Source organism: Streptomyces sp. NPDC058619 (assembly GCF_042717785.1).
Lineage (GTDB): Bacteria > Actinomycetota > Actinomycetes > Streptomycetales > Streptomycetaceae > Streptomyces.
The window spans coordinates 21,012-46,124 of sequence record NZ_JBHXQN010000004.1 but is presented as its reverse complement, the minus strand read 5'-3'; the positions used below and the strand labels follow the sequence as shown (position 1 = coordinate 46,124).

Genomic DNA, 25,113 nt, shown 5'->3' with positions numbered 1-25,113 from the left:
TTTCAGTGCTGGTAGCCGTAGACGCCGCGCGACTGGTCGCGTACGAGACGGCCCTGTTCGAGTTCGATGACGCGCTTGCGCATCTGGTCGACGATCTGCTGGTCGTGCGTCGCCATGATCACGGTGGTGCCGGTCCGGTTGATCCGGTCCAGCAGCTTCATGATGCCGACGGAGGTCTGCGGGTCGAGGTTGCCGGTGGGCTCGTCCGCGATCAGCAGGGCCGGGCGGTTGACGAAGGCGCGGGCGATGGCCACGCGCTGCTGCTCACCGCCGGAGAGCTCGCCGGGCATCCGCTGCTCCTTGCCGCCGAGGCCCACCAGCTCCAGCACCTGCGGGACCGCCTTGCGGATCTCGCCCCGGGGCTTGCCGATCACCTCCTGCGCGAAGGCGACGTTCTCGGCCACCGTCTTGTTGGGCAGCAGGCGGAAGTCCTGGAAGACGGTCCCCAGCTGGCGCCGCATCTGCGGGACCTTCCAGTTGGAGAGCTTGGCGAGGTCCTTGCCGAGGACGTGCACCTGGCCGTGGCTCGCCCGCTCCTCGCGCAGGATCAGCCGCAGGAAGGTGGACTTGCCAGAGCCGGAGGAGCCGACCAGGAAGACGAACTCGCCTTTCGCGATGTCCAGGGAGACATCTCTGAGTGCGGGGCGGTTCTGCTTCGGGTAGGACTTGGAAACGCTGTCGAATCGGATCACGGATGCACCACGGTCGCCGGGAGTAGGTGTGCGTGACCATACGCGAACGGGCGCGGGGTGTGGACCCGGCATCCGGAGTTGCCCGTTTTATCCCCGGGCCCCGAGGGGTCCCGACCGGGACTGCCCGGAGGGGCCGCGCCGAATGTCGGCGAAGCTGGCACAGTGGTAGGGGGAACGGACCGGTTCCCACCGCCGTTGTACCCAGCGGAACCGAGGGCGAGAGGAGGAGCGCATGACATATGACCGGCTCGTGTGCGCGAACTGCGCCGCACCCGTCAGCCAGGGCCGCTGCCCGGTGTGCCGGGCGAACCGGGAGCGCCTCCAGCGGGAGCAGGAGGGCCCCTTCTCCGGCCTGAACCCCGTGACGCTGATCGCGCTCATGGTGGTGCTCGTGGCGGCGCTGGCCCTCGTGGTCCAGCAGACCGCGTAGGAGGCGGACGCCGGCGCGGCCGCGCCGCGTACCGATCACCCCCGGCAGGACGAAGGGCCCGGACACCCGCAGCTTGGGTGTCCGGGCCCTTCTCCGGTCCCTGAGCCCGTACGGCTCACGGATCCGGACAGCTCTAGGCGGTCTGCTCCTGCTGCTTGCGCCAGCGGATCCCGGCCTCCAGGAAGCCGTCGATCTCGCCGTCGAGGACCGCCTGCGGGTTGCCGACCTCGAACTCCGTCCGCAGGTCCTTGACCATCTGGTACGGGTGAAGGACGTAGGAGCGCATCTGGTTGCCCCAGGAGCTGCCCCCGTCCTTCAGGGCGTCCATCTTGTCCTTCTCCTCCTGGCGGCGCCGCTCCAGCAGCTTGGCCTGGAGGACGTTCATGGCGCTGGCCTTGTTCTGGATCTGCGAGCGCTCGTTCTGGCAGGAGACGACGATGCCGGTCGGGAGGTGCGTGATGCGCACGGCCGAGTCGGTGGTGTTGACGCCCTGGCCGCCGGGGCCCGAGGCGCGGTACACGTCGACGCGCAGCTCGCCCTCGTCGATCTCCACGTGGTCGCTGGACTCGACGACCGGCAGCACCTCGACGCCAGCGAAGGAGGTCTGGCGGCGTCCCTGGTTGTCGAAGGGCGAGATCCGCACGAGGCGGTGGGTGCCCTGCTCGACGGAGAGGGTGCCGTAGGCGTACGGGGCCTTGACGACGAAGGTGGTCGACTTGATGCCGGCCTCCTCCGCGTAGGAGGTCTCGTAGATCTCGGTCGGGTAGCCGTGCCGCTCGGCCCAGCGCAGGTACATGCGCTGGAGGCGCTCGGCGAAGTCGGAGGCGTCGACGCCGCCGGCCTCGGCGCGGATGTTGACCAAAGCCTCGCGCTCGGCGTACTCGCCGGAGAGCAGGGTGCGGACCTCCATCTCGTCCAGCGCCTTGCGGACGGAGATCAGCTCGGCCTCGGCCTCGGCGAGGGTGTCCGCGTCGTCCATCTCCTGGGCGAGCTCGAAGAGGACCGCGAGGTCATCGATGCGCCCGCGCAGGGTCTCGGTCTTGCGGACCTCGGCCTGGAGGTGCGAAAGCTTGCTCGTGATCTTCTGAGCGGCCTCCGGGTCGTCCCACAGGGACGGCGCGGCGGCCTGCTCCTCGAGCACGGCGATATCTGCCCTCAGCTTGTCGAGGTCCAGGACGGCCTCGATCGACCCCATGGTCGAGGAGAGGGACTTCAGCTCTTCGGAAACATCGACGACTGCCACGGGTCCAGCGTAGCCGGTCCCCGGAGGGCGCCGTCCGGGCAGGCCGAATCACCCGTACTGATGGCGGGGCGCACGGGCGTACGCTCACGTTATGACCGTTCTCGTCGTCACGCGCCTCGTCAAGCGGCGTCATGTGGACCACATGCGCGTCACGACGACGGGCTGTCAGCCGCCGGACCCTCACCGAGCCTGATCCACCCCGATCCGACTTGGGTCCTGTACGCGGCCTTCGCGGTCCCGGCGCCACCCCTGCCGGCGACCCCCTCCCCTCCGCGGCCCCGCCACCTCTGGGAACAGGACCCCGTGACATCCGAAACGGAGCCGTCATGCCGTCCGCGCACACCCTCCCCGTCCTGGACCTCTCCCGTGCCGACGATCCGGTCCAGCGGGCCGCTTTCCTGGAGCAGCTGCACGCGGCTGCCCGGGACACCGGTTTCCTGCACCTCACCGGGCACGGCATCACTGATGCCGAGACCGCCCGGATCCTGGAACTGACCAGGGCCTTCTTCGCCCTCCCGGAAGCCGACCGGCTCGCCGTGAGCAACCTGCGCTCCCCGCACTTCCGCGGCTACACCCGCATCGGCGCCGAGCTGACCGGCGGGGCCTCGGACTGGCGGGACCAGCTGGACGTGGGCGCCGAGCGGCCCGCGCCGGTGCTGGGGCCGGACGACCCGGCGTACCTCTGGCTGGAGGGGCCGAACCAGTGGCCCGCGGCCCTGCCCGAGCTGCGCGCCGCGGTACTGGAGTGGCAGGCGCGGCTGGCGGCGGTGGCCCACCGGCTGCTCCGCGAGCTGCTGGCCTCGATCGGCGCTCCGGCCGACTTCTTCGACGCCGCGTTCGCGGACCGGCCGCACCTGCACACCAAGCTGATCCGCTACCCCGGCTCGGCCCCGTCCGGCACCGACCAGGGCGTGGGCGCCCACAAGGACTACGGGTTCCTCACCCTGCTGCTCCAGGACTCGGTCGGCGGTCTGCAGGTGGTCCGCGACGGCGGCTACCTCGACGTGCCGCCGCTGCCGGGGGCGTTCGTGGTCAACCTGGGCGAGCTGCTGGAGATCGCGACCGAGGGCTACCTGACGGCGACCGACCACCGGGTGGTCAGCCCGCCGGGCGCGGTGGAGCGGTACTCGGTGCCGTTCTTCTACAACCCGCGGCTGGACGCGGTGGTGGAGACGGTCCCGGGCGACTACCTGCGCGCGGCGCCCGGGGTGGCGCACGACGCGGGGAACCCGCTGCACGCGCAGTACGGCCGCAACGAGCTCAAGGGCTGGGTCCGCGCCCACCCGGAGGTGGCCCGCCGCTGGCACCCGGAGCTGGTGGCGGCGTAACCGGGGGCCGCCGGGGCGCGCGTGCCGGAGGCGGTCCCGGGCGGCTACGGCGAGCGGGTGCCGGAGTTCTTGGTGTCCTGCGGGGCCGGGGTCTCCTCGCCGCCGGAGAGCGCGAGCCACGTGCCGACCCCCACCACGGCGGTCAGCGCCAGCGCGGACGCGGACAGCACCAGCCGCCGCTTGCGCGCGGCCTCGGCGCGGTGCCGGGCCGCGCCGGGGCGGTGGCCGCCGGCCGGGCGCGGGACGCGGGCGGTGCCGAGCGCGCCGCCCGCCAGCTCGTCCGGGCCCGGTACCCGCATCGAGGTGTGCGTGTCCCGGTTGGAGTCGGTCGCCGAGCCCGGCACCAGCGGGACCACGCCGCGGCGCCGCACGGGGTCGGCGGGCGGCTGCTCGGCCTCCGGTTCGCCCGGACCGGCGTCGTCCGGCTCGTCCACGTCCAGCGGCGGCATCCCGGCGAGCAGCGGCAGCAGGTCGCGCAGCCGGGCCGAGAGCTCCGACGCGCGCAGCCGCGACGCCGGGGCCTTGGCCAGGCACTGCACGACGAGCTGCCACAGCTCGTCGGGGATCCCGGGCAGCGGGACGACCGTCTCGGTCACGTGCCGGCGCAGCACCGCGCCGGGGTGGCCGCCGCCGAACGGGGTGAACCCGGCGAGCAGTTCGTACAGGACGGTGGCCAGGGCGTATATGTCGACCGCCGCCCGCGGGGGCAGCCCTTCCACGATCTCGGGGGCCAGGTAGTCCGGGGTGCCGATGATGCGGGTGGCCGGGGCCGAGGCCCGGCCCGTGGCGGCCCGCCGCGGGGAGTCGATCAGCTTGGCGACGCCGAAGTCGGTCAGCAGCGCCGGGTGGGATCCGCCGGGGCCGAGCGGGCCCTGCATGTCGAGCAGCACGTTCTCGGGCTTGACGTCCCGGTGCACGACGCCGGCCGCGTGGGCCGCGGCCAGCGCGTCCGCGACGTCCGCGACGATCGCCACGGCCGCCTCGGGGGCGAGCCGCCGCTCGCGGTCGAGGCGCGTGCGCAGGTCCGTACCGCGGACGAGGTCCATGACGAGGGCGAGGTCGTTGCCGTCCACGACGAGGTCGCGGACGGAGACGACGTGGGGGTGCTCCAGGCCGAGCAGCGCGCTGCGCTCCTGGACGAACCGTCCGACCAGATCCTGGTCGGACGCGAGGTCCTCGCGCAGCAGTTTGACGGCGACGGGGCCTTCCGGCCCCTCGCCCAGCCACACCGTGCCCGCGCTGCCGCGCCCCAGGATCTGGTGCGCGGTGTACCGGCTGCCGATCTTCCGTGCCACGACTGCTCCCTCAGCGGCTGGCGTACGCACCAAAGCTACGCGGCCGGGTGGGGGTTGGAGGCCAGTAGGGGGCCCGATTCGCGGCGACCTTCGCTTCTGGGGGCGAAATCACGTCCCAGAAGTCGACAAATCCACGAACTCGGCACTACGGCGGCCCGGTTCAGGGCGCCCCGGAGCCCCCGGACCCCGTGGAGTCGCCGATGGAGCCGACGAAGTCGGCGGCATCGGTGCCCCAGGCCCACAGCTGGTCCCACCAGCCGAGGCCGGTGCCGACCCACTGCTGGAGCGGGGTCAGCTCCCAGATCAGCCAGCCCGCGACGAAGAACAGCAGGATCATGACCAGGCAGCCCTTGAGGCAGCCGAGGCCGGGGATCCGCACCGGGTTGGCGCTGCGGCGGCGGGGCTCCCGCGGTTCACGGGGTTCCCGCGGCGGCCGCTGCTGCGGCGGCGGGCCCTGCGGGGGCTGCTGCGGCGCCTGCGGCTGCCGGTACTGCGGCTGCTGCGGCTGCTGGTACTGCTGGGGCTGGTGCTGCTGCGGCTGGTAGTGCTGCGGCGGCGGGGGCGCGTACTGCTGCTGCGGCTGATACTGGGGCTGCTGCGGCTGCTGGTACTGCTGCGGCGGCGGGCCCTGACGGTACGGCTGCTGCGGCGCGCCCTGCGGGGGCCGCTGCTGGGGGCGCTGCTGCGGCGGGGGCGGCGAGGGCGCCTGCCGCTGCGGACGCCGGCGCAGCGGGTCCTCGCCCGGGTCGAGGTACTGCATCTGCGTCTGCTCGTTGCGGTCGCGGACGGCCCGCATCTGCGACTCCCACGGGTGCGGCTGGTCGGGCCGCGGCACGGGGGGCATCACCGAGGTCGGGTCGGCGCCGCCGGCGGGCCCGGTGCTCGGCAGCACGGAGGTGGCGTCGGCCGCGCCCACCGGGGGCAGGACGCCGGTCATGCCGTTCGGGTCGTAGCCGCCCATGGGCGAGCCCGCGGAGCCGGGCAGGACCTGGGTGGCGTCGCCTACGCCCGGGGTCGCGGGGACCGGCGCGGGCGAGGGGTCGGGGGCGAGCAGCGCGCCGACGCCGAGCGCGGCCTCCACCTCGGAGGGCGCGGAGTGCACGCCGATGCCGGCGGCGACCACGCGCAGGCCGCGGGCCAGGCTCTCGGCGCTGGGGCGCTCGTTCGGCTCCTTGCTCAGGCAGCGCCGGATGACGGTCCAGAGCGGTTCGGGCAGGGTCGAGGGGCGCTGCGGCTCCTCGCTGAGGTGGCGGTGGAGCACTTCGAGCGCGGTGCCGCCGGCGAACGGCGGGCGGCCGGTGACCAGCTCGTACAGCAGGATGCCGGCGCCGTAGATGTCGACGGCGGAGGTCTGCGGGCGGCCCTCGGCGGACTCGGGGGCCACGTACGCCGGGGTGCCGACGAACTCGTGCGTGCGGGTCAGGCCCGGGGAGTCCGCGAGGCGGGCGATGCCGAAGTCGGTCAGCATCGGCTTCATCTGCCCGCCGCGCTCGTCGAGCAGCACGTTGGCGGGCTTGAGGTCGCGGTGGACCACCCCGTCGGCGTGGCTGGCGGCGAGCGCGTCCGCGATCTGGGCGGTCAGCAGGCTCGCGGCGACGGGGGTGAAGGGCCCGTTCTGGCGGAGGTACTTGTGCAGGTCCGGACCGTCGATGAGGTCCATGACCAGCGCGAGCAGGTCGCCCTCGACGACGAGGTCGCGCGTGCGCACGATGTTGGGGTGCGTCAGGCGCAGCAGGACCGAGCGCTCGCGCAGGAAGCGCATGACGATGTCGGGATCGTGGGCCAGCTCCTCCTTGAGGACCTTGATGGCCACCGTCTCGCCCGGATGGCCGGCGACCGCCGCCTCCGCGCCCGCGGCCTCCCTCTGGCGGGCACGCCAGACGGTGCCCGTGGCGCCGCGCCCGAGCGGCTCTTCGAGCAGGTACTTGCTGCCGACTGGCCGCACGTCTCGCGCTCCCTGCTGTCGTCTGCCGGCGCGTTTTCGCGCCGCCGTCCATCGATGGGTTTTCCGGCCCACTCTAGGGGGTGTCCCCGGGGAAGACGCCGGGCGACGGAGGTTGGTTGCCGCACATATGTACGGAGGGTGATGTTCGCGGCGTATGCCGGGGGCGATTTTCCCCACTTTCCCGGGCCCACTGTCCGGATCCCGACGGGTCGGGACGCCCCCGGCGCCGATCAAGATCACTTGTTGCCGGGTGCCGGGCGTGTTGTCGGTGACAGGTGCGAGGATGCACCCGTACGGACGGCACGGGACGGGAGCCCCGCCTTCCGGCAGACCTGACCGGACGACGCGTCCGTGCCGGGTGGGGGGCGACCGGGCAGCCATGTCCCGCGGTTCCCCTGCCGGGCGCACGCACCGCGCAGAAGGGACCGCTGACTGCGATGCAGATCCGGCTGACCGTCCTTGGGTCGCGCAGCGGCCACCAGACCGGGCCCGCCCCCGCGAGCTGTGACGTGCTCGTCACCGCGCCCGCGGGCACGGCCCTGGCCGCCGTCGCCTCCGGGCTCGCGGCGACCGTCGGCGGGCCCGACACGGGGGGCACCATCGTGCTCTACGCCGGCGCCGAGCGGCTCGACCTCCAGCGCCGGGTGCTCGGCGAGCCCCCGCTGGTCGACGGGGCGGTGCTGGCGCTGCACGCGCCCGTGCCGGACGTGCTGCCGGAGGACGGCCTCGGCGCGCCCCAGCTGCACGTGGTGGCCGGGCCCGACGCGGGCGGGGTGCACCTCCTGCACAGCGGGCAGATCCGGGTCGGGCGCTCCGCCGAAGCCGACGTCCCGCTGGACGACCCGGACGTGTCCCGGATGCACTGCGCGGTCACGGTGACGGGGGACGGCCGGGTCTCGGTCGCCGACCTCAACTCGACGAACGGCACCACCCTCGACGGCTCTCCCGTGGGTCCCCGGCCCGTGGCCCTGCCCCCGGGCGCGCTGCTGCGGGTCGGCGAGTCCACCCTGCGCCTCGCGGCCGGGAGCGCGGCCCCGCTGGCGGTCGCCCCCGACCTGGAGGGCCACCTCGCGGTACGGGGCCGCACCACCCCGAAGCCGGCGCCCGCCGCGGCCCCGGCGCCGGCCGGGACCGGCCCGGATGACGGCGCGGGCCAGGGCGCGGGCAGCGGCTCGGACCACGCCGCGGACCACGGCCGGGGCGATGGCCGGGTCGACAGCGGGGGCGCTGGCCGGGTCGACGACACCCCCGCGTCCGGGACCGCCCGGCCGGACGGCGCCGGGTACGGCGGTCCCGGTCACGACGGTCCCGGCGGCCGGGGCTCCGGCGCGGCCGGCCCCGGCGCGCCCGCGGTCCCGCACGCCCGCACCGCACCCGGCGCGGCCACCGCGACCAGCCCCTCCGGCGGCCCGGCGGGCACACCGCACGCACCGCACGCACCGCACGCACCGGGCGCCCCCGGCGCCGCGGGCCGCGCGCACGCGCCCGAACCCGCTTACGGGCCGGCGCCCGAACCCGCTTACGGGTCGGCATCCGCGCCCGAACCCGAGGAGCCCCCCGCGGGCCGCCGCAGGGGCCTCGGTGCCTGGGCCCGCAAGTGGGTCCGCGGGGACGAGGCGTACGAGGTCCCGGCCGAGCCGGAGGCCGTGGCCGCCGTCTCCGTCGCCCCCGACCCGGACGACCCGGCCGCGCTGCTGCTGGCCGCCCTGGGCCCCACCGAGCGGCTCTGGTCGCGCGGACCGGGACACCCCGGGGTGCTGGACCTCGGGCTCGGCGCGGGCAGCCGGGTCGACCTGCGGGCCGTCGGCTCGCTCGGCCTCGCCGGACCGCGCGCACGCCTCGCCGGGGTGGCCCGCAGCGTGGTGGCGCAGCTGGCCGCCCTGCACGCGCCGGGGCAGTTGGAGATCGTGCTGGTCTGCACCGACCGGGCCCGCCCGCTCGCCGAGCGCCGCCGCGACTGGGGCTGGCTCGGCTGGCTGCCCCACGTACGCCCCGCGCACGGCCAGGACTGCCGGCTGCTCCTGGCCTACGACCGCGACCAGGCCGCCGCCCGGACCGGTGAGCTCACCCGGCGCCTGGACGACGGCCCCCTCGGCACGCACTGGGCCGCCGCCGACCCCGAGGGGGTCCGGCAGGCCACCCGCGTCTACCGGGGCCCGTACACCCTGCTCGTCCTCGACGGCGATCCCGGCGCGGGACCGCTGCGCGACGTCACCGGGCGGCTCGCCTCGCACGGCCCGGCCGGCGGCATCCACGTCCTCGCCCTCGCCGACGCCCCGGCCGCCACCCCCGCCTCGCCCGTCGCCGAGACGTACGAGACGGCCTGCGCGGGCACCCCGGCCTTCCGGGACTGCGGCGCGGTCGCCCTGCTCAGCGGGGACGTCGCCACGGCCATACGGACCTTCGCCGTCACCGGCGGCCGGCCGGTCCCCTCCGGCGACACCGTCACCGCCGACGCCGTCTCCGCCGCCTGGGCCGAGCGGTTCGCCCGCGCCCTGGCGCCGCTGCGCGCCGACGGCGGTCCGGCCGAGCCCTACCGCCCGGCTGCGGCCGCCCTGCCCGCCACCGCCCGACTGCTGGACGAGCTGGGGCTGGCACGGGCCACCCCGGCCTCCCTGATGGCCCGTTGGGCCGAGGCCACCGACCAGGGGCAGGGCACCGGCGGGCTCGCCCAGATCGTGCTGGGCAGCGGGCGGCGCGGTGCCGTCGGCGCCGAACTCGTCCACGACGGCCCGCACCTGCTGATCGAGGGGCCCGCCGGGAGCGGCCGGACCGAGCTGCTGCGCTCGGTGGCCGCCTCGCTGTCCGCCGCCGCCCGGCCCGACCGGCTGGGGCTGGTCCTGCTGGACGGGGCCGGCGGGGAGCGCGGCGACGGGCTGCTGCCCTGTACCGAGCTCCCGCACGCCTCCGCGCACCTGGTGGCCTCCGACCCGCTGCGCATGCGGGAGTTCGCGCAGGCCCTGGGCGCCGAGCTGAAGCGGCGCCACGAGCTGCTGGACGGGGTGCCGTTCGCGGAGTGGCACGCCCGCCGGGAGCTCGCCGACCGGATGGTCTCGCCCCGCCAGCCCACCCCCGGCGAGCAGCGCGGCGACATCGACCCCCAGCGCACCGGAACCCTGCGGCTGCGCGCCGCGGCCCTGCGGACCGATCCGGCCGGGCCGAGCCCGCTGCCCCGGCTGGTGGTGCTCGTCGACGACTTCGACGCGCTGGTCGCGCCGGGGCTGGGCAGTACGGGCCGGCCCGCCGCCGGCTCGGTGGTCCGGGCGCTGGAGGCGGTGGCCCGCGAGGGCGCCCGCCTCGGGGTGCACCTGGTGGCCACGACCGCCCGCCCCGACCGGACGGCCGAGACCGGGCTGGCCCGGCTGACCACCCTGCGCGTGGAGCTCGACGCCCCGGACCAGCCGGGTCCCGGCCGCGGCGTCCTGCGGTACGCGGACGGCCGCACGGTCCCGTTCCAGGCCGGCCGGGTCACCGGGCGGATCCCGCGCACCGCGACCCTGAGGCCGACTGTGGTCCCGGTGGAGTGGGAGCGGATGGGCGACCCGCCCGCCCGCCGCCCGGTCCGCGAGCTGGGCAACGGGCCGACCGACCTCGCGCTGCTGGCCAGCGCCCTGGAGCGGGCCTCCCACCTGGTCTCGGCGACGCCGGTGCTGTTCCCGCCGGCCCCCTGAACCCCTGCGGCGCCCCCGCGACGCGGTATTGCGGGGGCGCGCAGGTCGGCGTAGACCTTGTGGTCCGGGACACACCACGGGCATCGGGGGCACCGCCATGCGCAGGCACGGATCGCGTCGTACGACACTCAGCTGGGCGGCCGCGGCCGCCGCGGGCGCGCTCGCGCTGACCGCCTGCGGGGGCGGCGCGGACAAGGAGGAGCCGGCCCGGGGCGGTACGGCCGCGCCGGGGCCCGCGGTGGAACTCCCGAAGCTGACGGGCGAGAAGCTGGAGGTCGCGGCGGTCTGGACGGGCGCGGAGCAGGAGAACTTCACCAAGGTCCTGAAGGAGTTCGAGAAGCGGACCGGGGCCACCGTCACCTTCGTCCCCGCCCAGGACCCGATCGTCACGTTCCTCGGCTCGAAGATCGCGGGCGGCGCCCCGCCGGACGTGGCGCTGCTCCCGCAGGTCGGGGCGCTGGTCTCGGCGGTGCAGAACAAGTGGGCGCAGCCGGTGGGGCCGGAGGCGCAGGCGCAACTCGACGCCAACTACTCGGCGGGCTGGAAGACGCTCGGCGCGGTCGAGGGCACCCAGTACGGGGTGTACTACAAGGCCGCGAACAAGTCGCTGATCTGGTACAACGCGAAGGCCTTCGAGGCGGCGGGCGTCAAGCCCCCCACCACCTGGAAGGAGTTGCTGACGGCGGCGGACACGCTCTCCGCGTCGGGCACCCCGGCGGTCTCGGTGGCGGGCGCGGACGGCTGGACCCTCACCGACTGGTTCGAGAACGTCTACCTCTCCCAGGCGGGTCCGGAGAAGTACGACCAGCTGGCCAAGCACCGGATCAAGTGGACGGACGACAGCGTCAAGCAGGCGCTGACCACGCTGGGCGAGCTGTTCGGGCGCAAGGACTTCCTGGCGGGCGGGGCGAGCGGGGCGCTGGCCACCGAGTTCCCGAAGTCGGTGACGCAGACGTTCACCGGCGGCGACCGGCCGGCGGCCGCGATGGTCTTCGAGGGCGACTTCGTGGCGGTGAACATCGCGCAGACCGAGGCGAAGGTCGGCACGGACGCGCTCGTCTTCCCCTTCCCGGCGGTCGGCGCGAAGTCGCCGGTGGTCTCGGGCGGTGACGTGGCGGTCGCGCTGAAGCCGTCGAAGGGCGCACAGGCCCTGCTGACGTTCCTGGCGTCGCCGGACGCGGCGGAGATCCAGGCCCGGCTGGGCGGGTTCGTCTCCCCGAACAAGGCGGTGGATCCGGCCGCCTATCCGAACGACATCCAGCGGGGCATCGCCAAGGCGCTGATCGCGGCGGGCGACGACTTCCGCTTCGACATGTCGGACCAGGCTCCGGCGGCCTTCGGCGGCACCCCGGGCGCGGGCGAGTGGAAGGCGCTCCAGGACTTCCTGGCGAACCCGTCGGACGTGGCGGGGGCCCAGGCGAAACTGGAGGCGGACGCGGCCAAGGCGTACGGGAACTGATCCCGTGGCGTCCCAGGCCAAGCCGGCCGCGGCCACCGCGACCGGCAGGTCCGCCGAGGCGCGGCGCCGTCGGCTGATCGCGGCGGCGTTCCTCCTCCCCGCCCTCGTGCTCCTCGGCGCGCTCGTCGTGCACCCGATCGGCTACTCCCTCTACCGCAGCTTCTTCGACCGCTCCGGCTCCGGCTTCGTCGGCGGCGACAACTACCGGGAGATACTGCGCGATCCGACCATCCGCACCGCGCTGAAGAACACGGCGGTGTGGGTGGTGCTGGCGCCGGCCACGGCCACCGCGCTGGGCCTGATCTTCGCGGTGCTCACCGAACGGGTGCGCTGGGGAACGGCGTTCAAGCTCCTGGTCTTCATGCCGATGGCGATCTCGATGCTGGCGGCGGGCATCATCTTCCGGCTGGTCTACGACCACGACCCCGACCGGGGCGTCGCCAACGCGGTCTGGGTCGGGGTCCACGACACCTTCGCGGAGTCCTCGGCGTTCCCCAAGGCCCGCCCGGGCCGGGACTCCCCGCTGGTGGACGCGGGCGGCGGCGCCTTCGCGACCCGCGACCCCGTACGGGCGGGCGTCCCGGTGCTGCTCCCGCTGGTCGGCGTGGCCCCGGAGGCGCTGCCGGCGGGGACCGCGGTCGCCAAGGCGGCCGGCGCCGACCCGGAGAAGGTCACCGGCACCGTCTGGCAGGACTTCACCCGGGGCGGGGGCGGGGCGGTGAACACGGTCGACCCCACCGAGTCCGGTTTCGCCGGGATGCGCGTCGAGGCGGTGAAGGACGGGAAGGTCGTGGAGAGCACCACCGCGCGCGCAGACGGGGTCTTCGTCCTGTCCGCGAAGGCCGACGGGGCGCAGCTGCGGCTGCCGGCCTCGAACTTCCGGGAGGCCTACGCGGGCGTCCAGTGGCTGGGCCCGGCGCTGGTGACCACGGCGGTCATCGGGGCGTACGTGTGGATGTGGGCCGGCTTCGCGATGGTGCTGATCGGGGCGGGGCTGGCGTCGATGCCGAGGGAGCTGCTTGAGGCGGCCCGGGTGGACGGGGCGAACGAGTGGCAGGTGTTCCGCCGGGTCACCGTGCCGATGCTGGCGCCCGTGCTGGTGGTCGTGCTCGTCACGCTCGTCATCAACGTCATGAAGGTGTTCGACCTGGTCTTCGTGATCGCTCCCGGGGCGGTGCAGGACGACGCGAACGTGCTGGCGCTCCAGCTCTACCGCACCTCCTTCGGCACGGACGCGGATCCCGGGCTGGGCAGCGCCATCGCGGTGCTGCTGCTGGTCCTGGTGCTGCCGGTCATGCTGGTGAACATCCGCAGGCTGCGGAAGGAGAGGTCCCGATGAGCGGATTCGAGCGGACGCCGGACCGGGCGGCCGGGGCCGGGTCGCCACCCGCCGGACCGGTGACCGGAGCCGGAGCCGGTACGGGAACCGGGACCGGAGCCGGTACGGGGACCCTGACCGCGCCCGGGAGCGGGACGGCCGCGGCCTCCGGGGCCGCCTCCGCCGCGCCGGGGGCCGTCACACGGGCCGGGCGCGGTCTGGCGGCCCGGGCCGCGGGCGGGGTGCTGCGCCTGTTCCTGATCGCGGCCGCGCTGTTCTGGCTGCTGCCCACCCTCGGCCTGCTCGTCTCCTCCTTCCTCGCCCCCTCCGACCTCGACAAGGGCGGCTGGTGGGGGGTGCTGACCGCGCCGTCCCGGCTCACGGCCGACAACTACGCGCGGCTGCTGGCCAACGACACGATCACCGGGTCCCTGCTGAACACCCTCGCGATCGCGGTGCCCGCGACCCTGCTCGTGCTCGTCCTGGGCGCGTTCGCCGGGTACGCCTTCGCCTGGCTGGAGTTCCCCGGCCGGGACTGGCTGTTCCTCGTCGTCGTGGGGCTGCTCGTCGTCCCGGTCCAGGTGGCGCTGATCCCTGTCTCCGAACTCTTCGGCACGATCGGCCTGTTCGAGACCACTGCGGGGGTGGTCCTGTTCCACACCGCGTTCGGGCTGCCGTTCGCCGTGTTCCTGCTGCGGAACTACTTCGCGGAGATCCCGCGCGAACTGCTGGAGGCGGCCCGGCTGGACGGGGCGGGCGAACTGCGGCTGTTCGCGCGGGTGGTGCTGCCGCTGGGCGGTCCGGCGATCGCCTCGCTCGGCATCTTCCAGTTCCTGTGGGTGTGGAACGACATGCTGGTCGCGCTCGTCTTCGCCGACTCGGCGAACCCGCCGGTCACGGTCGCGCTCCAGCAGCAGGTGCGGCAGTTCGGGAACAACATCGACGTGCTGGCGCCGGGCGCGTTCCTGTCGATGGCGATCCCGCTCGTCGTCTTCTTCGCCTTCCAGCGGCAGTTCGTCTCGGGGGTGATGGCCGGCGCCGTCAAGTGACGCCCCCGAACGCCCCGACCGCACCTCCCCGCAGCGTCCGGCATCCGCCGGATCACGCTGCCGACGTGCGGAGTTGCCGCTCCGTAACCCGAATGCCGCACGCCGCGTAACCCGATCGCCACGCCGGGGGTTCCTGGGTCATATGACCGCCCCCGCCGACCCCTGGATGTGCCGTGCCCCGGTTCAGCGTCATCGTGCCCGCGTACAAGGTCCAGGCGTACCTCCAGGAGAGTCTGGACTCGGTCCTGACGCAGTCGTACCCGGATCTGGAACTGATCGCGGTCGACGACGTCTCCCCGGACGCCTGCGGCTCGATCATCGACGAGTACGCGGCCCGGGACCCCCGGGTCACCGCTGTGCACCTGGCGCACAACCTGGGGCCGGGCCCGGCCCGCAACGCGGGTCTGGCCCGGGCCACCGGCGACTACCTGGTCTTCCTCGACGGCGACGACACCCTCGCCTCGGGCGCCCTCCAGGCCATCACCGACCGGCTGAAGGCCACCGGCTCCCCCGACGTCCTCGTCTACGACTACGCGCGTACCTTCTGGACGGGCGAGCTGGTCCGCAACCGGCTCTCGAACCGGCTCTCAGAGGAGGGCCCGGCCAGTTTCCGGCTCGCCGACCGCCCGGCCCTGCTCGGCATGCCGATGGTGGTGTGGAACAAGGCGTACCGCCGGGAGTACGCGGAGCGCGAGGGCCTGTCCTTCCCGCCCGGCTTCTACGAGGACACCCCGTGGACCTACCCGGCGCTGCTGGCCGCCGAGTCCGTCGCCGTCCTGGACCGGGTCTGCGTGCACTACCGCCAGCGGCGGACGGGGTCGATCCTGACCACCTCCAGCCGCCGCCACCTCGACATCTTCGACCAGTACGACCGGGTCTTCGGCTACCTCGCCGGCCGCCCCGAGCTGGATCGCTGGCGCCCCACCGTGCACCGGCGGATGGCCGAGCACTTCTGCGCCCTGTACGCCGACCCGCGGCGCCTGCCGCGCACCAGCCGCGCCGAGTTCTTCGCGCGGGCCTCGGCCCTGCTGCGCCGCTACCGGGCCCCCGGCGGCGGCGGGGGCGCGCTGCCGCTGTCCCTGTCGCGGACCGACCGGGTCCGGCACTCCCTGATGCGGCTGGGCGCCCGGCGCGCGTACCGGCTGCTGTCGGTGCTCCGCTCGGCGGGACTGGCGGCCCGGCGGGGGGCGGCCGTCCTGGGACGGGGGCTGCGGGAGTGCGCGCTGCGGCTGCACTACCGGGTGCAGCGGCTGCTGCCGCTCCGGCCGGAGCTGGCGGTCTTCTCCGCGTACTGGCACGGCGGTTACGCCTGCAACCCGGCGGCCGTCGAGGCGAAGCTGCGGGAGCTGGCGCCCCGGATGCGCACGGCGTGGATCTGCGACCCGGCGCACGCCGCCACGCTCCCCCGCGAGACGGTGGCGCTGCGGCCCGGCTCGGCGGCGTACTGGAGCGCCCTGGCCCGGGCCACGTACCTGGTCACCAACGTCAACTTCGACCGCGCCCTGGTCAAGCGGCCCGGCCAGATCCTGGTGCAGACCCAGCACGGCACCCCCCTCAAGCGGGTCGGCCTCGACCTCCAGGACCGGCCGGCGGCCACCCCGACCACGGACTTCGCGGGCCTGCTGCGCGGCGCCGACCAGTGGGACTACCTGCTCTCGGCGAACCGGCACTCGACGCTGGTGTGGGAGAAGGCCGTGCCGTCCTCGTACACGACGCTGGAGTACGGCTACCCGCGCAACGACGTCTTCCACCGGGCGAGCCGGGCGGACGTGCTGGAGCTGCGCGAGCGGCTCGGCATCCCGCCGGGCTCCACGGCCGTCCTGTACGCGCCCACGCACCGCGACTACCGGCGCAGCCGGCCCGACCACCTGGACTTCGAGCGGGTCCTGCGGGACCTCGGCCCGCGCTTCACGCTGCTGGTCCGCACGCACCTGACGTACGCGGACTCGGGGTGGGAGCCGCAGGCGCACCCGCGGCTGGTCGACGTCTCCGCCTACCCGTCGGTGGAGGAACTCTGCCTGGCGTCCGACGCGCTGGTGACGGACTACTCGTCCCTGATGTTCGACTACGCGGTGCTGGACCGCCCGATCGTGATCCACGCGGACGACTGGGAGGCCTACGAGGCGGCCCGGGGCACCTACTTCGACCTGCGGGCCTGTCCGCCCGGGGCGATCGCCCGCACCGAGGACGAACTGGTGGACATCTTCGCCACCGGGCACTGGCAGGGCTCGCGCTCCGCGCAGCTGCGGGCGGCGTTCCGCTCGCGGTTCTGCTCGTACGACGACGGCCGCGCGGCGGAGCGCGTCGTGCGCCGGGTCTTCCTCGGGCAGGCCGTCCCGATCCCGGCGGTCGTCCCGCTGGAGGAGCGCCGCCCGGCACCGGCGGCGCCGTCGGCGGTCCGGGAGCCGACGCTGGCGCACCTGACGGCGGGCCGCCTGTCCTTCTGACGCGCGCGGGCGCGGGGGCCCGTTCGTCACGGGCCCCCGCTGACCCCGGGCCCCGGCGCCGGTCCGCCCGGGGTCAGGCGGCCCGCAGGCCGGCCACCACCGAGCGGGCCAGGTCGTCCAGGTAGTCCTTCGGGACGGTGTCCCGGACCACCACCTGCCGCCAGTACAGCGGTCCGATCGCCAGGTCCAGCGCCCGGTCCGGGCAGGTCCCGTCGGGCAGCTCGCCGCGTGCGACCGCCTCGGAGACGATCCCCTCGGCCATCCGCCGCTGTCCGTCCAGCAGCGCGCCCCGCACCGCGTCCGCGATCTCGGGGTTTCGCGCCGCCTCGACCAGCAGGTCCGGGATGACCGCGGAGGCCACCGGGTGCCGCAGCACGTGCGTCATGACCTCCAGCAGGGCCCGTACGTCCCCGTACAGGGATCCGGTCGACGGCACCGGCAGGCCGTCCACCGCGAAGGCCCCCACCAGGTCGAGCACGAGGTGCAGCTTCGACTTCCACCGTCGGTAGACGGCGGTCTTGCCGACGCCCGCCCGGCGGGCGATGCCCTCGATGGACATCCGCGCGAAGCCGACGGCGGCGAGTTCCCCGACCACCGCCTCCCGGATCGCCTCGGTCACGTCCTCGCGCAGGACGGCGGCGCCGGCGGGCTGGCGGCGGGCGGGGGTGGTGGCGGGGTCGGAGGTCATGCAGAGAGCATAGCCGCGCACCCCGTCACGACGATACGGTTGCGTCCCGACGCTGGACGTCCTACTGTCACCGTAGCGACGATACGGGACCGTCCCATCGCTCGCGACGCCCCGACCCCGGCGAAAGCGACCCCTGTGACCACCGCGACCGCACCCTCGACCGCCGCAGCAGCCGCCGCCCGCCCGATCCCGCCGGAACTCTCCCGGCTCGCGGCCGAGCACGGCCTGACCCTCAGCGGCGCCCGGCCCACGCTCCCCCGGTACCTCGCGCAGCTGTGGGGCCGGCGCCACTTCGTCACCACGCACGCGACCGCCCGCATGCAGGCGCAGTACAGCAGCGCGAAGCTCGGCCAGGTCTGGCACCTGGTGACCCCGCTGCTCAACGCGGCGGTCTACTACTTCATCTTCGGCGTCGTCATGCGCGCCAGCCACAACGTGCCCGACTACGTGCCGTTCCTGATCACGGGCGTCTTCGTGTGGGACTTCATCGGCAGCTCCGTCAACGCCGGCACCCGGGCCGTCCACAGCAACCGCGGCCTGGTACGCGCCCTGCACTTCCCGCGCGCCAGCCTGCCCCTCTCCACCGTCGTCCAGCTCTTCCAGCAGCTGCTGGTCTCCATGGGCGCCCTGGTCATCCTGCTGCTGGCCTTCGGCCAGACGCCCGCGCCCTCCTGGTTCCTGGTGGCCCCGACCCTCGTGCTGATGGCGGTCTTCGCGGCCGGCTGCGCCATGGCCATGGCCCGCATCGGCAGCAAGAACCCCGACGTCAGCCAGCTGATGCCGTTCGTCCTGCGCACCTGGATGTACTCCTCGGGCGTCATGTGGTCCATCGACCAGATGCTCAAGAGCGACCAGCTGCCGCACTGGGTGTCGACGGCACTCAAGTTCAACCCGGCGGCCGTCTACATCGACCTGATGCGCTTCGCGCTCATCGACAGCTTCTCCGCCCACTCGCTGCCGCACCACGTGTGGCCGGTGGCCATCGGCTGGGCGCTGCTCGCCGGCGTCGGCGGATTCATCTACTTCTGGAAGGCTGAGGAGGAGTACGGACGTGGCTGACACCTCGACGACCTCGACGCACACCCGCCCCACCGCCGCACCGGCGGCCCCCGGGACCCGCATGCCCACCGTCATCGCCCACGACGTGCACGTGGTCTACCGGGTCCAGGGCAGCGGCGGCCGCAAGGGCGGCGCCACCGCCGCCCTGAGCCGGGTCTTCTCCCGCGAACGGGCCCCCGCCGCGCGCGAGGTGCACGCGGTCCGGGGCGTCAGCTTCACCGCTTACAAGGGCGAGGCCATCGGCCTCATCGGCTCCAACGGCTCGGGCAAGTCCACCCTGCTGGCCGCCGTCGCCGGCCTCCAGCCGGTCGCCGCGGGCGCGATCTACTCGCACGGCCAGCCCTCCCTTCTCGGCGTGAACGCCGCGCTGATGAACGACCTGACGGGCGAGCGGAACGTGGTCCTCGGCGGGCTCGCCATGGGCATGAGCCGCGAGCAGATCCAGGAGCGCTACCAGGACATCGTGGACTTCTCCGGCATCAACGAGAAGGGCGACTTCATCTCGCTGCCCATGCGGACGTACTCCTCGGGCATGGGCGCCCGGCTGCGGTTCTCCATCGCCGCCGCCAAGGACCACGACGTCCTGATGATCGACGAGGCCCTGGCCACCGGCGACGCGGCCTTCCAGCGCCGCAGCCAGGCCCGCATCGAGGAACTGCGCGAGCACGCGGGCACGGTCTTCCTGGTCAGCCACGGCATCAACACGGTCCGCGAGACGTGCGACCGCGCGATCTGGCTGGAATCCGGCGTCCTGCGCATGGACGGCCCGTCCTCCGAAGTCTGCGCCGCCTACGAACGCTTCACCCGCTCCTGACCCCCACCACCCGCCCGCCCCCACTCCCGACACGTGGAGCCCACCACCCCAGCCCCACCGGCGCCGGCGCCGGAAGCCGATCCCACCCCCGCCGGCGCTGAGGCGCTCCCCCAACCCCGCCGGCGCTGGGACCCCACCCCTACCCAAGCCGGCGCCGAGGCGCACCACCCCAGCCCCGCCGGCGTTTGAGGCGCGGGGGTCCGGGGGCGGAGCCCCCGCGGCCGCCGCCCGGCCGGACGGGGCGTACGCGCAACGGGCCGGGCCCGGGACCACTCAGGTCCCGGGCCCGGCCCGTCCGCGCTACAGGTCGGCGGCGGCGCCGACCAGCCGCACCGATCAGCTGTGCACGCGCAGCAGCGACCGCATCGTCCGCATCGCCACCGACAGGTTCGCCAGGTCGAAGTCGTCCGAGCCCCGGATCTCGTCCAGGGTCGTCCGGGCCCGCGAGATGATCGCCGCGTTCTTCTCCTCCCACGCCTTGAAGCGCTCCTCGGGAGTCGAGGTGCCGTTGCCCACGGACAGCACGTCGGCCGTCAGGGCCGCGTGCGCCGCGAACAGGTCCTCGCGGATGGACGCGCGGGCCATCGACTGCCAGCGGTCGGACCGCGGCAGCTCGATGATGCGGTCCATCAGCTGGGTGATCTCCAGGCGGTCGGCGAGGTCGTAGTACACCTCGGCGACGTCCAGCGGGGCCACGCCCGTGCGGTCGGCGATCGCGACGACGTCGAGCGTCGGGAAGGCCGAGGAGAAGCCGGCGACCTTGGCCGCCAGTTCCTCCGGCACGCCCTCGCCGATCAGCTCGTCCATGATCGACTGGTACCACTCCAGGTCGGCGCCGCGCACCAGCTTCGGCACCTCGTCCCAGACGTTCCCGACCCGCTCGCCGAAGAACTCGATGGTCTCGGTGATCTCCAGCGGCTGCGGCCGGTTGTTGAGCAGCCAGCGGGTGCCGCGCTCCACCAGGCGCCGAGAGTGCAGCCGGATCCGGGTCTGGACACTGGCCGCGACCTTGTTGTCCAGCGCCTCGACCGCCTCCCAGACCGCGGCCAGACCGAAGATCTCGCGCGCCGCGAGCTGCGCCCGCACGATCTCCTCCGTGGAGGCCCCGGTCTCCTCGCGGAGGCGGTGCAGGAAGGTCGAACCACCGGCGTTGACGGTGTCGTTGACCAGGATCGTGGTGATGATCTCCCGGCGCAGCGCGTGCGCGTCGATCTGCTCGGGGAACTTCTCGCGCAGCGCGCTCGGGAAGTACGCGTAGAGCAGCCGGCGCAGGTACGCGTCGTCCGGCAGCCCGGTGGCGATCAGCTCGTCCGCCGTCGTGATCTTGGTGTAGGCGAAGAGGACGGCGAGCTCCGGCTGCGTCAGGCCCCTGCCGCTGCCCAGCAGCTCGCGGATCTGCCGGTCGGTGGGCAGGAACTCCAGCTCGCGGTTGAGCAGTCCGGCACCCTCCAGGCGGCGCATGAAGCGCTGCTGCGCGTGGAGCAGGCTGGGGGCCTGCGCCGCGCCGTTGGAGAGCGCCACGTTCTGCGCGTAGTTGTTGCGCAGGACGAGGTGGCCCACCTCGTCGGTCATCTCGGCGAGCAGCTTGTTGCGCTGCTTGACGGTCATGTCGCCGTCCGTGACCACCGCGTTCAGCAGGATCTTGATGTTCACCTCGTGGTCGGAGGTGTCCACGCCCGCGCTGTTGTCGATGGCGTCGGTGTTGATCTTGCCGCCTTCGCCGCCCGCGCCGGTCCGGGCGAACTCGATGCGGCCGAGCTGGGTCAGACCGAGGTTGCCGCCCTCGCCGATGACCCGCGCCCGCACGTCGGAGCCGTTGACGCGGATGGCGTCGTTGGCCTTGTCGCCGACGTCCGCGTGCGTCTCGGACGTCGCCTTGACGTACGTGCCGATGCCGCCGTTCCACAGCAGGTCCACGGGGGACTGGAGGATCGCCTTCATCAGGTCGGCCGGGGTCATCTTCATGACGCCCGCCTCGATCCCGAGGGCCGCGCGGACCTGCGCGTTGACCGGGATGGCCTTCGCCGTACGCGGGTGGACGCCGCCGCCCGCCGAGAGCAGCGCGGTGTCGTAGTCGGCCCACGAGGAGCGCGGCAGGTCGAAGAGCCGGCGCCGCTCGGCGTAGGAGGTGGCCGCGTCCGGGTTCGGGTCGATGAAGATGTGCCGGTGGTCGAAGGCGGCGACCAGGCGGATGTGCTCGGAGAGCAGCATGCCGTTGCCGAAGACGTCGCCGGACATGTCGCCGACGCCGACGACGGTGAAGTCCTCGGACTGGGTGTCGTGGCCCAGCTCGCGGAAGTGCCGCTTGACGGACTCCCAGGCGCCGCGGGCGGTGATGCCCATGCCCTTGTGGTCGTATCCGGCCGAGCCGCCCGAGGCGAAGGCGTCGCCGAGCCAGAACCCGTACGCCTCCGCGACCCCGTTGGCGATGTCGGAGAAGGTCGCGGTGCCCTTGTCCGCGGCGACGACGAGGTAGGTGTCGTCCTCGTCGTGGCGGACCACGCCGACAGGCGGCACGACCTCGCCCGCCACCATGTTGTCGGTGATGTCGAGCAGCGCCGAGATGAAGATCTTGTACGAGGCGATGCCCTCGGCGAGCCAGGCGTCGCGGTCCACCGACGGGTCGGGCAGGTTCTTCGCGACGAAGCCGCCCTTGGCGCCGACCGGCACGATGACGGTGTTCTTGACCATCTGCGCCTTGACCAGGCCGAGGATCTCCGTACGGAAGTCCTCGCGCCGGTCGGACCAGCGCAGGCCGCCGCGGGCGACCTTGCCGAAGCGCAGGTGGACGCCCTCGACGCGCGGGGAGTACACCCAGATCTCGAAGGCGGGGCGGGGCGCCGGCAGGTCCGGGATGGCCTGCGGGTCGAACTTCATCGACACGTAGCTGTGCTGCTCGCCCGCGTCGGTGAGCTGGAAGAAGTTCGTCCGCAGCGTCGCCTTGATCAGCGTGAGGAACGCGCGCAGGATGCGGTCCTCGTCGAGCGAGGCGACCTGGTCCAGGGCCCCGTCCAGCTCCTCCAGCATGGCGTCGACGAGCTCGCTGCCGGCGGTCTGCCGGGCGGGCGACATCCGGGCCTCGAAGAGGGAGACCAGCAGCCGGGTGGTGTGGACGTTGTTGCGGAGGGTGTCCTCCATGTAGTCCTGGCTGAAGGTGGATCCGGCCTGGCGCAGGTACTTGGCGTACGCGCGCAGGACGACGGCCTGCCGCCAGGTCAGGCCGGCGCCGAGCACCAGGGTGTTGAAGTTGTCGTTCTCCGCGTCGCCCTGCCAGACCGCGGCGAAGGCGTCCTGGAACCGCTCGCGGGCGTCGTCGGCGAGGTAGCCGGAGCCGCCGGCGTGCTCGCCGTTGCCGCCGGAGACGGGCATCCGCAGGCCGAAGTCGTAGATCCAGGCGCTGACCCGGTCGGAGCGGCGCAGCTCGTACGGGCGCTCGTCGGTGACCTCGACGCCGAGGCGCTGCAGGACGGGCAGGACCGCGGACAGCGAGACCTGCTCACCGGTGCGGTAGATCTTGAACCGGCGCTCGCCGGGGCCCGCGCCGACCGGCTCGTACAGCGAGAGCGCGAACTCGCGGTCGCTGGCGGAGAGCCGCTCCAGGTGGCAGAGGTCGGCGACGGCCGCGCGCGGCGAGTGGTCGGCCTTGTAGCCCTCGGGGAACGTGGTGCCGTAGCGGCGCAGCAGTTCGGCGGCCCGCTCCTCGCCCAGCTCGGCGACGAGGGCCTCGGCGAAGCCGTCGGCCCAGGAGCGGGCGGCGTCGACGAGGCGGCCCTCGATGCGCTCGACGTCGGTGTCGGTCAGGACGGGCAGTTCCTTGCCCTGGGGGACGCGGACGACGAAGTGGATGCGGGAGAGGATCGACTCGGTGTTCCAGGCGGTGAAGTCGACGCTGGTGCCGTCGAGCTCCTCCTTCAGGATGTCCATCAGCCGCAGCCGGACGCCGGTGGTGAACCGGTCGCGCGGCAGGTAGACCAGCGCGGAGTAGTAGCGCCCGTACTCGTCCTGGCGCAGGTAGAGCCGCAGCCGGCGGCGCTCCTGGAGGTACAGGACGGAGGTGACGATCCCCCGGAGCTGGTCGACCGGGGTCTGGAACAGCTCGTCGCGCGGGTAGGTCTCCAGGATCTGGAGCAGGTCGCGGCCGTCGTGGCTGCTCGGCGCGAAGCCGGCGCCCTCCAGCACCTCGGCGACCTTGCGGCGCACGACCGGCACCCGGCGCACCGACTCGGTGTAGGCGGCGGAGGAGAACAGGCCGAGGAACCGGCGCTCGCCCACGACGTTGCCGTCGGCGTCGAACTTCTTGACGCCCACGTAGTCGAGGTACGAGGGGCGGTGCACGGTGGAGCGGCTGTTGGCCTTGGTCAGCACCAGCAGGCGGTGCTCGCGGGCCTTGGCGCGGGCGTCGGCCGGCAGCCGGTTGAAGGACGGCGAGACGGGATGGCCGTCCTCCTTGCCGCTGTGCAGCGGGTCGGAGCGCAGGATGCCGAGGCCGGTGCCGGGCACGGCGGTCAGGGCGTCCCCGTCGACGAGGTTGTACTCGCGGTAGCCGAGGAAGGTGAAGTGGTCGTCGGCGAGCCAGCGCAGCAGCTCGCGGGCCTCTTCGAGCTCGTACTCGCGCAGGTCGGGCGCGGTGGGCTCGTTCGGCAGCTCTTCGGCGATGCGCATCGCCGCGTCGCGCATCTTCTCCCAGTCCTCGACGGACTCGCGTACGTCGGACAGGACGCGCAGCAGGTCGCCGGTCATCTGCTTGAGGTCGGCGCGGTCGGTCTCGCGGTCGATCTCGACGTGGATCCAGGACTCGATGAGGGAGTCGTGGGGGCGCTCGGTGCGGGGGCCGTGGGCGTCGCATTCGGGGCCGAGGATCTCGATCAGCTTGCCGGTGACGTCACGGCGGACGACGACCTGCGGGTGGATCACGACGTGGATGCCGCTGCCCTTGCGGGACAGCTCGTTGGTGACGGAGTCCACGAGGAAGGGCATGTCGTCGGTGACCACTTCGACGACCGAGTGGCTGGAGGTCCAGCCGTTCTCCTCGACCGTGGGGGTGTGCACGCGCACGTTCGCGGTGCCCTGTGGCCGGTTTTCGGCGAGCCGGTAGTGCGAGAGCGCCGCCCCGAACACGTCGACCGGGTCCCGGTCCAACAGGTCCTCTGGGGCGGTGTGCAGGTAGTAGCGCTGGAGGTAGGAGAGAACGGTGTCCCGGTCCGGACGCCCTCCCTTGTCCGACCCAGTCGGAAGTAGCCCCCCGGCCGGGCTGTTCTCAGCTACCCGGGCCGCCCGTGTGAGCAGTTCGGCCTTTGCTTCGTCCAGCTTGGTCTGCATGTCCTCTGGCTCCTGTCGCGCGCCATTGCGTGACGTAGGTGGTGAAGGAAGGAACGACACAGCGCCGCGGTGAGGCGGGATGTCCGTCCGTAATAGGAATCGACGCTATGTCGTCGAGAAAGCCGACCGGGAGGGTTTCGGCCATGATCGCCGAGGCCCGGCGGCGGGGACCAGCGATGGCCCGGGCACCGTAGTGCGCCGGGCTGGGTCCGGGGGCTTCGGCGCCCCCGAGGACTATCGCGCTGATCACGGGTCAAGGCTATCCCCACCCACCCCCGGCCCGTCATGAGCTGTATGTGTACAAATCCGGGGGTGGAACTTTGACACTCTGGACAGCGACGGGACCGGCCGACCGT

15 protein-coding genes are annotated in these 25,113 nt (G+C 73.6%); 9 read left to right on the top strand and 6 right to left on the bottom strand.

All coding sequences use genetic code 11. The annotated features are described in order from the left end of the window. Positions 1-2: 2 nt before the first annotated feature. Positions 3-692: a cell division ATP-binding protein FtsE gene (gene ftsE / locus ACFWTC_RS05940; RefSeq protein WP_267726349.1), complete on the bottom strand. Its 690-nt coding sequence runs from the start codon at positions 690-692 to the stop codon at positions 3-5. Positions 693-924: 232 nt separating this feature from the next. On the opposite strand from ftsE, the gene ACFWTC_RS05935 reads away from it, so the two are divergent. Further along, positions 925-1,122 carry a hypothetical protein gene (locus tag ACFWTC_RS05935; RefSeq protein ID WP_383927616.1) on the top strand — a complete coding sequence of 66 codons (198 nt, stop codon included), beginning with the start codon at positions 925-927 and terminating at the stop codon, positions 1,120-1,122. Between the two features lie 133 nt (positions 1,123-1,255). On the opposite strand, the gene prfB is transcribed toward ACFWTC_RS05935, so the two are convergent. Next, entirely contained in the window at positions 1,256-2,365 is a 1,110-nt protein-coding gene (gene prfB, locus ACFWTC_RS05930; RefSeq protein ID WP_383927613.1) for a peptide chain release factor 2, read from the bottom strand. Positions 2,366-2,691: 326 nt separating this feature from the next. On the opposite strand from prfB, the gene ACFWTC_RS05925 reads away from it, so the two are divergent. Beyond that, positions 2,692-3,693, top strand: a complete 1,002-nt coding sequence (locus ACFWTC_RS05925; RefSeq protein WP_383927610.1) for an isopenicillin N synthase family dioxygenase — start codon at positions 2,692-2,694, stop codon at positions 3,691-3,693. 44 nt (positions 3,694-3,737) lie between these two features. Here the strand turns inward: ACFWTC_RS05925 and ACFWTC_RS05920 are convergent, their stop codons facing one another. Further along, positions 3,738-4,988: a serine/threonine-protein kinase gene (locus ACFWTC_RS05920; protein WP_383927607.1), complete on the bottom strand. Its 1,251-nt coding sequence runs from the start codon at positions 4,986-4,988 to the stop codon at positions 3,738-3,740. Positions 4,989-5,148: 160 nt separating this feature from the next. Continuing rightward, positions 5,149-6,933 carry a protein kinase gene (locus ACFWTC_RS05915; protein WP_384028300.1) on the bottom strand — a complete coding sequence of 595 codons (1,785 nt, stop codon included), beginning with the start codon at positions 6,931-6,933 and terminating at the stop codon, positions 5,149-5,151. A 437-nt stretch (positions 6,934-7,370) separates the two neighbouring features. On the opposite strand from ACFWTC_RS05915, the gene ACFWTC_RS05910 reads away from it, so the two are divergent. The 5 genes from ACFWTC_RS05910 to ACFWTC_RS05890 all read left to right on the top strand — a co-directional run bounded on the left by ACFWTC_RS05910 (position 7,371) and on the right by ACFWTC_RS05890 (position 16,877). Beyond that, positions 7,371-10,604 carry an FHA domain-containing protein gene (locus tag ACFWTC_RS05910; RefSeq protein WP_384028302.1) on the top strand — a complete coding sequence of 1,078 codons (3,234 nt, stop codon included), beginning with the start codon at positions 7,371-7,373 and terminating at the stop codon, positions 10,602-10,604. A 97-nt stretch (positions 10,605-10,701) separates the two neighbouring features. After that, positions 10,702-12,063 carry an ABC transporter substrate-binding protein gene (locus ACFWTC_RS05905; protein ID WP_383927598.1) on the top strand — a complete coding sequence of 454 codons (1,362 nt, stop codon included), beginning with the start codon at positions 10,702-10,704 and terminating at the stop codon, positions 12,061-12,063. A gap of 4 nt (positions 12,064-12,067) precedes the next feature. Beyond that, positions 12,068-13,402, top strand: a complete 1,335-nt coding sequence (locus ACFWTC_RS05900) for a carbohydrate ABC transporter permease (RefSeq protein WP_383927595.1) — start codon at positions 12,068-12,070, stop codon at positions 13,400-13,402. Continuing rightward, positions 13,399-14,430 carry a carbohydrate ABC transporter permease gene (locus ACFWTC_RS05895; RefSeq protein WP_384028304.1) on the top strand — a complete coding sequence of 344 codons (1,032 nt, stop codon included), beginning with the start codon at positions 13,399-13,401 and terminating at the stop codon, positions 14,428-14,430. Before ACFWTC_RS05900 ends, ACFWTC_RS05895 begins: the two co-directional genes overlap by 4 nt. Positions 14,431-14,603: 173 nt before the next feature. Beyond that, entirely contained in the window at positions 14,604-16,877 is a 2,274-nt protein-coding gene (locus ACFWTC_RS05890; protein WP_384028306.1) for a CDP-glycerol glycerophosphotransferase family protein, read from the top strand. Positions 16,878-16,950: 73 nt separating this feature from the next. On the opposite strand, the gene ACFWTC_RS05885 is transcribed toward ACFWTC_RS05890, so the two are convergent. Further along, the gene (locus ACFWTC_RS05885) at positions 16,951-17,565 is read right to left on the bottom strand and encodes a TetR/AcrR family transcriptional regulator (protein ID WP_384028308.1); all 615 of its coding nucleotides are present in this window, start codon (positions 17,563-17,565) and stop codon (positions 16,951-16,953) included. Between the two features lie 135 nt (positions 17,566-17,700). On the opposite strand from ACFWTC_RS05885, the gene ACFWTC_RS05880 reads away from it, so the two are divergent. Both ACFWTC_RS05880 and ACFWTC_RS05875 read left to right on the top strand, forming a co-directional pair. Next, entirely contained in the window at positions 17,701-18,624 is a 924-nt protein-coding gene (locus ACFWTC_RS05880) for an ABC transporter permease (protein ID WP_384028310.1), read from the top strand. A gap of 61 nt (positions 18,625-18,685) precedes the next feature. Beyond that, positions 18,686-19,438: an ABC transporter ATP-binding protein gene (locus ACFWTC_RS05875; protein WP_384028321.1), complete on the top strand. Its 753-nt coding sequence runs from the start codon at positions 18,686-18,688 to the stop codon at positions 19,436-19,438. Between the two features lie 336 nt (positions 19,439-19,774). Here ACFWTC_RS05875 and ACFWTC_RS05870 read toward each other — a convergent pair whose 3' ends face one another. Then, entirely contained in the window at positions 19,775-24,757 is a 4,983-nt protein-coding gene (locus ACFWTC_RS05870) for an NAD-glutamate dehydrogenase (protein ID WP_383927581.1), read from the bottom strand. Between the last annotated feature and the right edge of the window lie 356 nt (positions 24,758-25,113).